We start from the raw sequence: 14,115 nt of genomic DNA on the forward strand, positions 1-14,115 counted from the left end.
TTGATATACAAATAAACAGTTATGGCAGGTTCAGTAAACAAAGTAATTTTGATTGGTAATTTGGGTGATGATGTGAAAATGCATTATTTTGATGATAAAAATAGTGTTGGTCGTTTTCCAATAGCCACAAGTGAAAGTTACACCAGTAAACAATCAGGAGAAAAAGTAACCACAACAGACTGGCATAATATTGTGGTTAGAAATAAATTAGCAGAAATCTGTGAAAAATACCTTTCTAAAGGCGATAAAGTTTATTGTGAAGGAAAACTGAAAAACAAACAGTGGGAACAAGATGGCGTAAAACGTTATGCAACCGAAGTACAAGTTACAGAAATGACCTTTTTATCTACCAAAAAAACGACTGAAAGTACTACGAATACGCCACAAATTAATACAGCTTCCGCTTCAACCCCTAAAAGTGTTGCCCCAGAAGACACTGATGATTTACCATTTTAACTAACTAATAATTATTGACTTTGGACCCAGATCCCGACCATTTACTTTTATTATTCGCTTCTATAGATTTTTTAACAGGTATAAATGCGCTTGTTTTAATTATTTTATTAATTAGTTCTGCATTAATATCGGGCACAGAAGTGGCTTTCTTTTCGCTTTCTCAAACCGATTTAAACATCCTTACAAACGAAAGTAAAGAAGAAAATATTATTGTTACTTTATTAGAAAGACCCAGAAAATTACTGGCCACAATTTTAATTACCAATAACTTTATTAATATTTTAATTGTACTCTTATTTGCTTCTCTAGCAGAAACTTTATTTGGCGATTTTGACTACTTATTAAACTTATATGCGTTTGAAGTTTCTATTCGTTTTTTAATAGAAATAGTACTTGTTACTTTCTTAATTCTATTATTCGGAGAAGTTTTACCAAAGGTATATGCTTCTAGAAATGCGCTTCGTTTTTCTAGAGTAATGGCTAAATTTATTCATATTATAAATATTATTTTAACGCCATTTAGTTTGCCTTTAATAACGCTTACAAAGTTTATAGAAAAAAAATTAGGCAGCAAAAACTATAGTTTTTCTGTAGAAACTTTATCGCAAGCCTTAGAACTAACTTCAGAAGGCGCAACCACCAAAGACGAACAAAAAATTTTAGAAGGTATTGTTAATTTCGGAAACACAGAAACAGTGCAGATAATGAAACCAAGAATTGATATTTTTGCGCTTTCTGATGCAGAACCTTATGCTGTTGTTTTAGATAAAATTCTTGAACACGGCTATTCTAGAAACCCCGTTTATAAAGAAAATAGCGATAATATTATTGGTGTTTTGTATGCTAAAGATTTATTGGCACATTTAAACAAAACAAATTTTAAATGGCAAAGTTTGGTGCGTGAAGCTTTTTTTGTGCCCGAAAACAAAAAACTAGATGATTTATTAGATGACTTTAGAGCACGTAAAAACCATTTGGCAATTGTAGTCGATGAATATGGAGGTACAAGTGGTTTGGTTACTTTAGAAGATGTTATTGAAGAGATTGTAGGGGATATAAACGACGAATTTGATGACGAGGATTTGCAATACTCTAAAATTGATGAAAACACGTATGTTTTTGAGGGTAAAACCACAATTAAAGATTTTTGCAAGATTTTAGATGATGAAGATGAAGAAATTTTTGAGCAAGAAAAAGGCGAAAGCGAAACAATTGCCGGCTTTATTTTAGAAGTTTCTGGTAAGTTTCCTAAAAAAGGCGAGAAAATAATCTTCAAGAATTATACGTTTACTATTGAAGCGTTAGATAAAAAACGCATTAAACAAGTAAAAGCTACAAGACATGCGTAATATTTTATCTCTTCTGTTTGCTATTTTTTCTATGCTATTTTTTCTTTTTTCTTGTAATAAGGTTGTGCTGCCAAAACCAACGGCATATTTGAGTTTAGAATATCCAGAAAAAGAGTACAAGAAGCTCTCTTTACAAAGACCCTATTCTTTTGATGTTTTAAAAACTACAACTATAATTGACGATAAAAACAATTGGTTAAAAATTAGCTATCCGAACTTAAAAGCTTCGATTGATCTTACGTACAGACCTGTAAAAAACAATCTAAAAGAGTTATTAACAGAGGCCGAAAAACTAGTTTTTAAACATGCTGTAAAAGCGGAACAGATTATTCCGAAAGATTTTATCAATACTGAAAAAAGAACTTTTGGAACACTATATGAAATTACAGGAAATGCCGCTTCTCACCTTCAATTTCATGTTACAGATAGTACTGATAACTTTATAAAAGGTTCTTTGTATTTTTATGTAAAACCAAATTACGATTCTATTTTACCAGCAGTAAATTATATTAAAGAAGATGTTTTACGTTTGGTAGAGACATTGGAGTGGGAAAGCCCATCCTAACCTTCTCGAAGGAAAGGAATATTCTTGTGTTAAAATCTTACTGTTTTTTATTTACTGAATCTTATCCTTTTGTCTTGTCTCTTGATTCTCTTTTATCTTCATTCTCTTTCCTTTAACCTCTTCCTTTTCTCTTATTTAGCAAAACCAATTTTACCTATTAATTCTTGTCACTTTTCCGTCTTGTGTCTTGTGTCTTTTGTCTTTTGTCTTTTGTCTTTTGTCTTTTACATCCTGTCTCTAAACATAATATAACACTAAACAATCTCCATCTTTTTTAACAAAAACGAAGCATTCATATTTTTACAAATTCCGTTTTTAAGCGTATAATCAAAATGTAATTCATCGTTTACAATTTCGGCATCAAAATAGTAGTTTTTAATTGTTGAAAATTCATTTTCTAGCTCACACAAACTCACGTCATGCGTCGCGATAATTCCTGTAGATTTCGATTTCGTTAATTTCTCTACAAACTTTTTAGAGCCAATTGCTTTGTCTTTGCTATTGGTTCCTTTTAAAATTTCATCTAGAATAATAAAATAATTTTCTCCAGAATTATCAGGATTAATTTCATCAACAATAAATTTTAAACGTTTTAATTCTGAATAAAAGTAAGATTCATCTTCTGTTAATGAATCTGTAGTTCTCATACTCGTAATCAATTTTATTGGCGAATATTGAAAACTTTCTGCACAAACGGGTAAACCACAATTTGCCATGACAATAGATAAAGAAACCGTTCTTAAAAACGTACTTTTACCTGCCATATTTGCACCAGTAACGATAAAAAACTGCTCATCATCAATACTAAAATTATTATCAATTCTTTTATCAACCTTTAGTAAAGGATGCCCTAGATTTGTAGATTTTATGACTTCTTTTTCTGAACTTATTTCTGGAAAAATAAATTTAGGATGGTTAAAATGAAAATTAGCCAATGCGTTCTGCGCATCAAAATAAGCAACGACTTTAAACCATTTGTCTACAGTATGCTTATAGGTAACGATCCATTTTTCAACCTTACGAGCATTATAAATTTCAGTTAAGAACAAACCATTTCCAAAAACAGCAATAAGCATATTATTTCGCTGATCAAAAGCATCTAATATTTTAGAAAATTCTTTAAAAATAACAGAAGCTTTTTTGGTTTCTGATTGAATAATATTCTGATTTTCTGTTAAGTTTTTTGATGCAAACGTTTCTTTTTCAATTTCATTTAACAATTGATGATATTGTTTAAAAGCGTCTCTTATTTCGCTGGTTTCGGTATAAAGATTGCTTGTTTTTTTAACATAAACAGCGGTAATGCCCAAACCTATAAAGAACCAAATTAACAACACCATAAAAGGAATAAATCCGAAGGAAAACAAAGCAATTACAGCCAAAGAAAAGATAGAAAAAACAATTTGTAGTATTGCCAAAAACTTCGGAAAAACAGAAGTATAATTCAAAATCCAATCTATAATAACTGCTGTTTTTGTTTTTACAGTAACCAAACTAGCCAAAGCAGAAAAATGCTGACGCCATTTCACTTTTTCAGAAAGTTCATTAATCGCTTTTTGTTTTTCTATAATTTTGGCTGTTTTATTCTCGATAAGTATATTGGCAAATGCAATTTTACCGTCTATTGTTGCTGTTCTATTTGCATATTGAAAGAACGAACCAACACCAAACAAATCTATATCATTGCTATAAAAATGAGTAGGATTTACAAATTCTTGTCCCGCATCTAAATGATGAAAATCTCTTTGTAAAACTTTAATTTCAGTTATATTGATTTGTAGTTTCGCTTCAACAATATCTTTTTTTCTTTTTAGGTTGATAAACTTTACTACTAAAAATGAAAATAGTAAAATGCCTAAAAAAGCAATCACAAAAACAGTTGGATACTTGCCAAAAGTAAGATAGATTAAAAAACACGTTGCTAAAAAAAGGAAGAACCTTAAAACGCCTAAATTAAAAAGTTTCTTTTTTAAAATTACAACTTCTTTTTCTAGTTCGGTTTTTTGTTCTGAATAAAATTCTAAAGGGTTTTTCATTGGTTTTATTTGTAGCTAGAAATTCCGCCAGTTAAATTTAAAACTTTTAACGCTGGATACTTTTCTTTCAATTTTTCTGTTGCTTTATAACTATTAAACCCTCTTTGGCACACCATAATATATGTTTTATTGAAATCGACTTTAATTTTTGTTGCATCAAATTTACTAATATGTATGGTTTGTTGCACCTTAAAAGGCAATTTTAAATCGTTTAAAACTGCAATAATTTCAAGATTTTTAGAATTATCATCTCCTAATTTTGCTTTTAAATCTTTAGCCGATATTTGCCAATCTAAATTTTGACCACTGCAAGCTGCATCGACATACGTTTGTATCTGAAACATTTTAGCAATCTTATCTTTTAAAACTGTGGGCCTTAATTTCATTTTTAACTCTTTGTTCTGTAGCGTATTGTAAATACGTAATTGATTCGTTAACGGTTCTCCAACACCTGTTATTAATTTTAGAACTTCGTTTACTTGTTGTGTTGCCATCATGCCCACTATAGCATTTAAAGTGCCGGCTTCTTCACAATTAGGAATATCTGTTGCCATTTCAGGGAAAGCATCTCGTAAATTTGCAGAGTACGTATTATCTTTTTGTAAAACATTAAATATTGCAACATACCCATCAAACTTATATAAAGAACCATAAACTAGTGTTTTATTTTTAATAACACAAGCATCGTTTAATAAGTACTTCGTTGGTAAAGAATCCGTACCATCCACAACAATATCAACATCGTTTATCAGTTCAAAAACATTGTCTTTTGTGATTGATTTATTTGTAAAAGTTACCGCTGTAAACGGTGCTCTTTTTTTTATAAATACTGATAAAACTTCAGCTTTTGATTGACCAACATCATCTAAAGTAAAAAAAACTTGCCTGTGAAGATTGGTAATATCAACCGTATCAAAATCTACCAAATGAATTTTACCAATACCGCTTGCCGCCAAATATACGGCAACAGGCCCGCCTAAACCTCCACAACCAACTACTAAAACCGTAGCGTTTTGAAGTTTTTGTTGCCCAATTTCACCAATTTCTGATAAAGTTATTTGACGTTTAAAAAATTGATTTTTTGTTAGTTTCATTTTACGCTGAATTGCTTTCGGTATTTTTTGTCTTTTTCTTATTGCGAGGAACGAAGCAATCTCATCGTTCAATCTTTACTATTTTTTTTTATCTTATACTCTTGCTTTATTTCGTCTTTGCCCATAACGAAGCAATTTCTATCTAATAATAAATTCGCTATTCAACTAACAGATTGCTTCGTGCCTCGCAATGACGATGGGTTTGCTAGCTCGAGTACTTCTGATTTTTCATAAAAATTGTATCGAGAACTTTTTTAATTATTTACCAATCTCTTTTTTAGCAAGCTCAAACTCTTTTGGAGTATTTATACTTCCTGCCTCGCAATGACGATGCGTTTGTCAGTTCGAGTGATTCTAATTTTTCGTCAGAATTGTATCGAGAACTTTTTAGCTATTTTCCGATCTCTTTTTTAGCAGCCTCAAACTCTTCTGGCGTATTTATGCTTCGTGCCTCGCAATGACGATGCGTTTGTCAGTTCGAGTGATTCTGATTTTTCATAAAAATTGTATCGAGAGCTTTTTTAATTATTTACCAATCTCTTTTTTAGCAAGCTCAAATTCTTCTGGCGTATTTATATTTCTGATAAAGGAATCCTCAATTTCTACAATTTCAACATCAGAATTAATCAACATTTTACGCGGACAAGAATATCCTTGTGCTAAATATTGCAACAAAATAGGATATGCTTTTGGTTCATAAATTGTAATTAAAGGCTCAACAAATTCTTTGCCTTTTCCTTTAATTGCTGTGGCGACTTTACTCGGATTTCTATGTTTTAAAACTAACTGAATAATTTCATCATTCACAAAAGGTACATCGGTTGCCAATACAAACCAAGCCGAATTTGGATCTTTTTGAAAAGCTGAACAAATGCCACCAAAAGGACCTAAATTTAAAAATGTATCTGAAATTTCTCCCAAAGCTTCGGTGTCATTTTCTGATGCATTCTGAACAGAATAATACGTTTCTAAAGTATTTTTTTCTAACAATTCTCTCACAAACTCTTTTTGAGGCTTTCCAAAATAATTTAATTCAGATTTATCTTGCCCCATTCTAGTGCTTTTTCCGCCAACCAAAACCAAGCCTTTTATAGGCGCTATTTTTTCTTGAATTAGATTATTAATATGGTTTGAAATTTCATCAACTTGATCAATTGTATAGCAACTCTTGTTTTTTATAGTTGGATATTTCTCCTCTAAAAAATCAAAATACTCCGTTTCTTTTTTTAATTTTATCACAAACTGAATGTTGTCTAATTGTTCTAACCTTTTTAAAACAGACCCTTCTTTAGCTTCATCTAAAATTAAAATTTGTTTTGCTCCTTGATAATGATTGCCATTGATAAATACATAATCCAATTGTGCAAAATCTAAACGCTGTTGAAACTTATTTACACTTCCAGAAGTTGTTATTTGTACATTTCCTTGGTGATGAAAAACATAATCTGATACTATATTTTGATCCACATCCTTTGCGTGCGATGCATCAAAATAGCCCAATTTATAATGCCCTAGCTTTTGTGAAACTTTATGCACTAAATCAGAAATATTACCACAATTTGTGCCCAAAATGGAGATTTCATTTGGAGCAAAATTATCATTATTTCGTCTTACTAAATTTGTATGTTTATTGTGTTTTTTCATTTTTAATATCAGATTTACCTCCTGTTTTTTCTACCAATTTCACTTCTTTAATAATCATTTTCTGGCTGATACTTTTACACATATCATAAATCGTTAAACAGGTAATATTCGCTCCTGTTAATGCTTCCATTTCTACACCTGTTTTTCCTTCAATAGTAACTTCACAAAAAACTTCTATATTTTCTGAATCTATAATCGTGATATCAATATCAACTCCATTAATTAACAATGGGTGACACATAGGTATCAGTTCTGACGTCTTTTTGACAGCCTGAATTCCTGCAATGATTGCCGTTTGAAAAACTGGTCCTTTTTTAGTAATTAACTCATCATTTGTAAAATGAGCAATTACCTCTTTTCCTAAAAACATGGTTGCTTTTGCAATGGCTGTTCTCTTGGTAATTTTCTTATCAGAAACATTGACCATTTTAGGATTGTTATTTTTATTTATGTGTGTGAAATTACTCATAAATTATTTTTAGGTATTTAAAAATGTTAAAACTAAAAAATATTCTCGATACAATCACGCCCAAAAGCGTGATCACTCGAACTGACAGCAGATGATATCGGAATGAATAAAAACAATATCACTTTATAAAAAGCCATTATCTATATCTAATTATCGGAAAAACGGCTCCTTTTCTAAACTCAATTTTATCATTTGGCAATTGGATAAACGCATCTGTTTTTACCAAACTTGCTAAATCTCCTGAACCATTTCCTGTAACTGGAAACGCAATTAAATTGCCCTTTTTACTTTCTAATTTTACTTGTAAAAAATACATTAAACTTGGTTTAAAAGTTACGTCTTCAGCTAAAATAGCTGTTTCCTCTTTGGTTTCTTGTCCTACTGATTTATAATACCAAGGATAAAAATATGCTAAACAATTTACAAAAGTCGAAATCGGATTCCCAGGAAAACCGAACACAATCGTGTTCTTTTGGTATTTATGATTCGTTTGCTTATTCGAACTCACACTTTTTTGATCCGAAGAAACTTTACGTCCGAACCAAAAAGGTTTGCCTGGTCTTTGTGCAACTTTATGAAATAGTTTTTCAACTTCTAGTTCTTCAAAAATTTCTGGTAAAAAATCAAACTTTCCTTTACTCACTGCGCCGCTAAAAAGCAACACATCATATTCTTTTAAATAAGCTTCTATTTTAGTCTTTAAAACAGGTTTATTATCTGTAATATGAGCTGTTTCAGAAGGAATACTCAATCGCGCTAACAATGAAACCAACGTAAAAACATTGCTACGTCGTATTTGATGTTCTAAAGGAGTTTCATCTACACCAACCAATTCATCACCCGTAGAAACAATCATTACTTTTGGTTGTTTTGCCACTTTTACAAAAGCTTTTCCAACAGTTGCTAAAACTCCAATCTCTGCAGCAGAGATCTTTGTGTTCTCTTGAATTAAAAGAGCTCCAGCCTTCTCGTCTTTACCCTTTGTATGTATATTTTGACCCTCATTTATAGAATCTATATTGATCGTTGCAATGCCGTTTTCAATAGTTACATCTTCATATCTAATAACTGTATTTGCTTTCTTTGGTAAAACGGCTCCCGTCATCACTTCAATACAATTTTGTAAATCTAAAAGTGAAATTTGTTGACTTCCTGCGGCTTGAATTCCTTCAATTTTAAAACTTCGCTGTCCGTTTTTAAAAGAAGTATACGCTATGACAATCCCGTCCATAGAAACTCTGTTAAAAGGCGGAAAGTCTCTGTCTGCAACAATCTCCTCTTTTAAAATTCTGCCTACAGATTTTATAAACGGAACTTCTTCAACGCCAAAATCCGCAGCTGAATCTAATACTATTTGTAAAGCTTGTTCTACTAAAATCATTTATAAATGTTGAATAAAATCCATTCGTTTCCCTAAAACTCTGGTAACAAAAATTTCGTTTGCATCATCAAAAACATAAAATATTACATGCGAATTGAAACGACAACATTTTAAATTATGTGCAAATATGGAAGCATCTCTTGCTAATTCTGGCTTATTTGATAATTCTTCTAAAAAAATTTCTAAAGAATTTAAATATTCTTTTGCTGGATATAATCCAAATGTCTTAATCCCAAATTTATATATACCAACAATATCAGTTGAAGATGCACCCGATAACTTATAATTTTCCATTATCTACATCTTGCATCAAATCTGATATTTTCTTAGAACTAACTCCACTATTAAAACCAAGATCAATAGCATTCTTTAATTCTAATAATTTTAAATTTTCAGCTTGGTCTTTTCTTACTAGATCTCTAATGTATTCACTATCATTCGTAAAATCACCTTTATCAATTTGAAGACGAATCCACTCATTCTGCTGAGTAGTGAATGTTATTGATTTTCTAATTGTTTCCATCACTATACTATTTTGATGCAATATAGTGATTATTTGCACCAAAAAAAATAGGGTTCATAAATTTTGATTTTTATTTTTTTGAAGAAATGACTTATTATAGATTTCTGTCTTCGCAGCAATTATAGATACATCGGTCAAAACCCTAGAATATTTATTGTAAAGTTTATACTAAGCGCAGTCGAACAGGAAAATTAAAATGGCTTTACCCACCAATCGTGCTCATACTTTCTGAAGCACCACCGTCTTTACGATTTGCTTCTGCAATAAAACCATTTTCTGGTTTTTCTTTTATCAAACTTAAAAACAGTTCTTTTAAATCCTCATTACTTGCTCCTTTTCTTATAAAATCTCGCAAATTAAATACGCCATCATCAAACAAACAATTTTTAAAAGTACCGGTAGATGTAATTCTAATTCGGTTACAGTCGTTGCAAATAGTTCTTGTAAAAGCAGGAATAATGCCCACAGTTCCTAAATGATTATCGATTGCATAATTTCTTGATGTTGATGATTTTTCAGACTGAATTTCCTTCACATCAAATTCGGTTTTTATCTCTTCTAAAATTTTTCTAAACGTCCAGTTTTCTTCCATTTCACGTTGTCCTTTTCCGTTAAAAGGCATTTCTTCAATAAAACGGACAGCCACATTTTTATCTTTTGTGAACCTCACAAAATCTACAATTTCATCTGTATTAATACCAGACTGCACAACAACATTCAGTTTTAAATTTAACCTACTTTTTTCTAATAATTCTAAAGTTTTATAAACTTCGGGAAAAGCATCTCTTCTTGTTATTTTTGCGAATTTTTCTCGATCTAAACTATCAATACTTAAGTTAATATGTTTTACTTTTTCTAGTTGTTCGATTTTTGAAATATGTTGAGAAATCAAAGCGCCGTTTGTAGTAATATTAATGGCATCTAACAAATCGTTATGCGACAACATTTCTAAAAACCCTACAAAATCTTTACGCACAAAAGGCTCACCACCTGTTAAACGTACTTTATTCACCCCTAATTCTGTTAATACACGAATTAAACGGTACATTTCTTTAAAAGTAAGTAATTCTTGTCTTGGTACAATATCGATTCCTTGCGCTGGCATACAATATTGGCAACGTAAATTACAACGGTCTGTAACCGCCAATCTCACGTATTCTATTTGTCGCCCGAAATTATCTTTTAATCTACTCATTTAGTTTGGTAATTTTTTACTGATCAATCCATAAAAGAAAGCACCTAAAAGTGCACCCGCTAATAAAATAAGTGCGGGAATTAATTTAAACCCAAGAATCACAAAAATAGGTGCTGCACAAGCTCCTGAAATTCCCCAACCAAGGCCAAAAAATGTTCCTCCTAAAATAGTACTGATAAATCCTTTCTTTTTAGGTTTCGGAATAATTTTATTCCCGTTAATGTCTTTAATTTTTCCGCTTTTAAACAATTGCATAAAAACCATCGATATTACGACAGCACCCCCAATAATGCCGAACATATGAAAAGATTGAAATTTGAACATTTCATAAAATCGACACCAAGAAATGGCTTGTGTTTTACTTAAAACGATAGCAAAAAAGATACCGAGTATTAAAAATTTAATATTTTTCATTTGAATATATTTTTATACCGACAAGGGTATTGAAACCTTGCAGGAACGATCTTAAATTAATTAAAAAAGCATTGGAATTATAAACCAAGTCGCAATAATTCCGCCAATAAAAAAGCCAATTACAGCTAATAAAGATGGTAATTGTAAACTACTTAAACCTGTAATTGCGTGACCAGAAGTACAACCGCCAGCATAGCGTGTTCCGAAACCAATTAAAATGCCTGAAACTATCAAAATTAAAAATCCTTTAAGTGATGAAAATGCATCTGCTCCAAAAATCTCATCAGGAAAGTACTGATTCCCAACATTTACAAACCCTAAATCGGTAAGCTCTTGAACCGTTGTCGGGCTCAAATCGATTGCTTGATTCGGAATTAAATACATAGCGGAAATAAAACCACCTATAATGAGTCCTACTACGAACATTAATGCAAAATCGCGTTCTTTCCAATCTTTTTTAAAATAGTCAGAAACTTTACCTGCGCCAGCCATAGTACAAAGCGTTTCAAAATTTGTAGATGCCCCAAAATTCTTTCCGAAATAAAAGTATAGCAATAATGAAATTGCTATTAACGGTCCGCCAATATACCAAGGCCAAGGTTCTAATATAAAATCCATAATCTATTTAATTTTGTATTGATTTTCTTTTAATTTAGAGGAATTATCTGGAGAATTTTAAGTTCAAAAATTAAGACTCTTTACTTTATTGCTTCGTTATCTATCTTTAATCTGACTCTATTTTGATTTCATTATCTTTTTGGATAACGCAAAAATAGCATTTGTTCTATTTTAAATTAAATTTTATCTTTTAAATAATTCATAATTAATTTTGTTGCGCCAAGATGATTTTCGATATATCTTTTATTAATGATTCCTGTTAACTTTCTAAAATTCTCGTCATTCTTTAAAATGTCGAGATTCTTTGTGAATTCTTTTTGATTTTTAACTGAAATACATCCTCCAATATTTACCAAATCTATAGCTTCTTTAAATTTAGTATAATTATTTCCTATTAAAATAGGTATTCCGAAAGTCGCTGGTTCTAAAATATTATGCAATCCTGTTTTTAAACCTCCACCAACATAAGCAACATCTGCAATTGCGTAAATTTTCGTTAAAATACCAATAGTATCAATAATAAAAACTTGACACTCTTTTAAATTTCCATAAAATTGAGTTTTCTGAAATTCAGAATATAAAACAGTTCTTTTATTGATTGATTTCTGGAGTTCTAAAATAGCCTCATTTTTAATATTGTGTGGCGCAATGATAAATTTCTCGTTTTCTGAAGCTTCGTTATTGATATAATTTACCAATAACGCTTCATCTTCTTTCCAAGTACTTCCTGCAACCAGCGTATATTGTTTGTTCTTAAATTCAGAAATAAAATTAAGCGAATTATCTTGTTCTAAAATTTTAGAAACGCGATCAAAACGAGTATCTCCGGCAACTGTTACATTTTTAAAACTGATGGAGTTTAACAAATCTTTAGAATTTTCATCTTGCACAAAAAAGTGATGAAACGCCTCTAGAGATTTTCTCATAAAACCGCCATAACCTTTAAAAAATAGTTGTTTTTCTCTTAAAATACCAGACACTAAAATTGTTGGAACTTCCTTTCTTTTTAGTTCATTTAAAATATTTGGCCAAAACTCATACTTTATAAAAATTGCTACCGTCGGTTTTACCTCTTCTATAAATTTTATTGCATTCGATTTAGAATCTAAAGGCAAATAACAAATTACATCTGCTAAATGATAGTCTTTTCTTACTTCATAGCCAGATGGAGAAAAAAAAGTAACTAATATTTTATATTGGCTATAATTCTTTTTTAACGCTTCTATAAGAGGCCTTGCTTGCTCAAATTCACCTAAAGAAGCCGCGTGAAACCAAATCGTTTTATACTTCTTTAAATCGGCTACTTTATGGAATGTTTCTTTTCTACCGTTAACAAAAAGTTTTATTTTTTTATTGAATAGCGCAATTATATCTAATAAAATTTTTGCTAAAAAAACAGCTGCATTGTACAAAAAAGTCATAGCGGTAAAAGTACGAAAATGAAAGAGTATTCATCATAAAAAAAAGTTACTCATTTCTAAGTAACTTTTCTGTAATAACGACTATAAAATAGAACGTCCCCCAACGTAAAATTTATATGCTATTAATACGTTAAAGATATAGGAAATATACATACGTTTTAAAAAATTGTTCTGAACACCATTTTTTATGTTCTGAAAATGAATAGTTTATAAAAAATTAATTTTATTTATTAATTCATCGTGATACTTTTTGCCAATTGGGAGTATAACATCTTTAATTTTAATTGATTTAGTCATTATCTGTTCAATGTATTTTACATTCACAATATAACCTCTATGAATTCTAATAAAGTTTTGATCTAATTTGCTTATAATATCGTTTAAACTTGTTCTAATCAATAATTTATGATTATTGGTATGTATGATTTCTATATAAACATGCGCACTTTTTAAGTACAGTATGTCATCAAAAATAATTTTATTATACACACCTTTTTCCTTAATAAATAAAGAATCTTTGATAATAACTTTGTTATCATCAATTTTACCGACACCTTTCGAGAAATTATGCAGTGCTATTTCTATAGAAGTAAACAATTCTGGTTTAGAAAAAGGTTTAATTAAATAGGCGGTTGGCAGCACCTCTTTGGCTAAATTTAACGTTGCTATATCGGAGTTTGCAGTTAAAAAAATAAAAGGAAAATCGTAAAAATCTCTAATTTTTTTTGCAATATCTATGCCCGTTTTAGTTCCTGATAAATAAATATCTAAAATGGCAATATCTGGCTTTTCGTTTTTAATAGTTTCCAGAGCTTCGCCATAACTTAAAGCTGGCTCTAACGTTTCATATCCTAAACCTCTTAAAGCACTGCAAATATTATCAGCAATGATAATTTCGTCTTCTACTACCAAAATCTTTATTTTCCTCATTTTCTTTGTTAAGATTAAAA

15 protein-coding genes are annotated in these 14,115 nt (G+C 30.4%); 3 read left to right on the forward strand and 12 right to left on the reverse strand.

What is annotated here, in order from left to right:
* Positions 1-21: 21 nt before the first annotated feature.
* From ES044_RS03000 to gldD, 3 genes are read left to right on the forward strand one after another with little or no spacing between them, the layout of a single operon-like run.
* A complete protein-coding gene (locus ES044_RS03000; protein WP_147119490.1) occupies positions 22-456 on the forward strand; it encodes a single-stranded DNA-binding protein in 435 nt (144 codons plus the stop codon).
* A 20-nt stretch (positions 457-476) separates the two neighbouring features.
* Positions 477-1,805, forward strand: coding sequence for a gliding motility-associated protein GldE (locus ES044_RS03005; RefSeq protein WP_189663276.1), 1,329 nt, complete (start codon positions 477-479; stop codon positions 1,803-1,805).
* The gene (gene gldD / locus ES044_RS03010) at positions 1,798-2,370 is read left to right on the forward strand and encodes a gliding motility lipoprotein GldD (protein ID WP_147119492.1); all 573 of its coding nucleotides are present in this window, start codon (positions 1,798-1,800) and stop codon (positions 2,368-2,370) included. Before ES044_RS03005 ends, gldD begins: the two co-directional genes overlap by 8 nt.
* Positions 2,371-2,624: 254 nt before the next feature.
* On the opposite strand, the gene ES044_RS03015 is transcribed toward gldD, so the two are convergent.
* The 12 genes from ES044_RS03015 to ES044_RS03070 form a co-directional block, all read right to left on the reverse strand.
* Positions 2,625-4,406, reverse strand: coding sequence for a MutS-related protein (locus tag ES044_RS03015; RefSeq protein ID WP_147119493.1), 1,782 nt, complete (start codon positions 4,404-4,406; stop codon positions 2,625-2,627).
* 5 nt (positions 4,407-4,411) lie between these two features.
* The gene (locus ES044_RS03020; protein ID WP_147119494.1) at positions 4,412-5,500 is read right to left on the reverse strand and encodes a HesA/MoeB/ThiF family protein; all 1,089 of its coding nucleotides are present in this window, start codon (positions 5,498-5,500) and stop codon (positions 4,412-4,414) included.
* A 525-nt stretch (positions 5,501-6,025) separates the two neighbouring features.
* The gene (locus ES044_RS03025; protein ID WP_147119495.1) at positions 6,026-7,144 is read right to left on the reverse strand and encodes an NTP transferase domain-containing protein; all 1,119 of its coding nucleotides are present in this window, start codon (positions 7,142-7,144) and stop codon (positions 6,026-6,028) included.
* Positions 7,128-7,613 carry a cyclic pyranopterin monophosphate synthase MoaC gene (gene moaC / locus ES044_RS03030; RefSeq protein WP_147119496.1) on the reverse strand — a complete coding sequence of 162 codons (486 nt, stop codon included), beginning with the start codon at positions 7,611-7,613 and terminating at the stop codon, positions 7,128-7,130. The genes ES044_RS03025 and moaC overlap by 17 nt, the downstream gene beginning before the upstream one ends.
* Positions 7,614-7,749: 136 nt before the next feature.
* Positions 7,750-8,994 carry a molybdopterin molybdotransferase MoeA gene (locus ES044_RS03035; protein WP_147119497.1) on the reverse strand — a complete coding sequence of 415 codons (1,245 nt, stop codon included), beginning with the start codon at positions 8,992-8,994 and terminating at the stop codon, positions 7,750-7,752.
* Complete coding sequence (locus ES044_RS03040; protein ID WP_147119498.1) at positions 8,995-9,288, reverse strand: type II toxin-antitoxin system RelE/ParE family toxin; 294 nt, start codon at positions 9,286-9,288, stop codon at positions 8,995-8,997. It lies immediately after the preceding gene.
* Positions 9,275-9,517 (reverse strand): type II toxin-antitoxin system ParD family antitoxin, encoded by a 243-nt coding sequence (locus tag ES044_RS03045; RefSeq protein ID WP_147119499.1) that lies wholly within the window; start codon positions 9,515-9,517, stop codon positions 9,275-9,277. Before ES044_RS03045 ends, ES044_RS03040 begins: the two co-directional genes overlap by 14 nt.
* 202 nt (positions 9,518-9,719) lie before the next feature.
* The gene (gene moaA, locus ES044_RS03050; protein ID WP_147119500.1) at positions 9,720-10,712 is read right to left on the reverse strand and encodes a GTP 3',8-cyclase MoaA; all 993 of its coding nucleotides are present in this window, start codon (positions 10,710-10,712) and stop codon (positions 9,720-9,722) included.
* The gene (locus tag ES044_RS03055) at positions 10,713-11,126 is read right to left on the reverse strand and encodes a YeeE/YedE thiosulfate transporter family protein (RefSeq protein ID WP_147186876.1); all 414 of its coding nucleotides are present in this window, start codon (positions 11,124-11,126) and stop codon (positions 10,713-10,715) included. It lies immediately after the preceding gene.
* A gap of 60 nt (positions 11,127-11,186) precedes the next feature.
* Complete coding sequence (locus ES044_RS03060; protein ID WP_147119502.1) at positions 11,187-11,744, reverse strand: YeeE/YedE family protein; 558 nt, start codon at positions 11,742-11,744, stop codon at positions 11,187-11,189.
* 176 nt (positions 11,745-11,920) lie between these two features.
* On the reverse strand, positions 11,921-13,165 hold the full coding sequence (locus tag ES044_RS03065) for a 3-deoxy-D-manno-octulosonic acid transferase (RefSeq protein WP_147119503.1): 1,245 nt from the start codon (positions 13,163-13,165) through the stop codon (positions 11,921-11,923).
* Between the two features lie 207 nt (positions 13,166-13,372).
* Complete coding sequence (locus tag ES044_RS03070; RefSeq protein WP_147119504.1) at positions 13,373-14,095, reverse strand: LytR/AlgR family response regulator transcription factor; 723 nt, start codon at positions 14,093-14,095, stop codon at positions 13,373-13,375.
* Between the last annotated feature and the right edge of the window lie 20 nt (positions 14,096-14,115).

The sequence above is a fragment of the Polaribacter sp. IC066 genome, assembly GCF_007997085.1.
In the GTDB taxonomy this organism is placed as follows: domain Bacteria; phylum Bacteroidota; class Bacteroidia; order Flavobacteriales; family Flavobacteriaceae; genus Polaribacter.

What these genes read in the sequence shown, in the direction of transcription:
- ES044_RS03000 (WP_147119490.1), top strand. Translation starts at nt 22, where the DNA reads ATGGCAGGTTCAGTAAACAAAGTAATTTTGATTGGTAATTTGGGTGAT.
- gldD (WP_147119492.1), top strand. Translation starts at nt 1,798, where the DNA reads ATGCGTAATATTTTATCTCTTCTGTTTGCTATTTTTTCTATGCTATTT.
- ES044_RS03015 (WP_147119493.1), bottom strand. Translation starts at nt 4,406, where the DNA reads ATGAAAAACCCTTTAGAATTTTATTCAGAACAAAAAACCGAACTAGAA.
- ES044_RS03020 (WP_147119494.1), bottom strand. Translation starts at nt 5,500, where the DNA reads ATGAAACTAACAAAAAATCAATTTTTTAAACGTCAAATAACTTTATCA.
- ES044_RS03025 (WP_147119495.1), bottom strand. Translation starts at nt 7,144, where the DNA reads ATGAAAAAACACAATAAACATACAAATTTAGTAAGACGAAATAATGAT.
- moaC (WP_147119496.1), bottom strand. Translation starts at nt 7,613, where the DNA reads ATGAGTAATTTCACACACATAAATAAAAATAACAATCCTAAAATGGTC.
- ES044_RS03035 (WP_147119497.1), bottom strand. Translation starts at nt 8,994, where the DNA reads ATGATTTTAGTAGAACAAGCTTTACAAATAGTATTAGATTCAGCTGCG.
- ES044_RS03040 (WP_147119498.1), bottom strand. Translation starts at nt 9,288, where the DNA reads ATGGAAAATTATAAGTTATCGGGTGCATCTTCAACTGATATTGTTGGT.
- ES044_RS03045 (WP_147119499.1), bottom strand. Translation starts at nt 9,517, where the DNA reads ATGGAAACAATTAGAAAATCAATAACATTCACTACTCAGCAGAATGAG.
- moaA (WP_147119500.1), bottom strand. Translation starts at nt 10,712, where the DNA reads ATGAGTAGATTAAAAGATAATTTCGGGCGACAAATAGAATACGTGAGA.
- ES044_RS03055 (WP_147186876.1), bottom strand. Translation starts at nt 11,126, where the DNA reads ATGAAAAATATTAAATTTTTAATACTCGGTATCTTTTTTGCTATCGTT.
- ES044_RS03060 (WP_147119502.1), bottom strand. Translation starts at nt 11,744, where the DNA reads ATGGATTTTATATTAGAACCTTGGCCTTGGTATATTGGCGGACCGTTA.
- ES044_RS03065 (WP_147119503.1), bottom strand. Translation starts at nt 13,165, where the DNA reads ATGACTTTTTTGTACAATGCAGCTGTTTTTTTAGCAAAAATTTTATTA.
- ES044_RS03070 (WP_147119504.1), bottom strand. Translation starts at nt 14,095, where the DNA reads ATGAGGAAAATAAAGATTTTGGTAGTAGAAGACGAAATTATCATTGCT.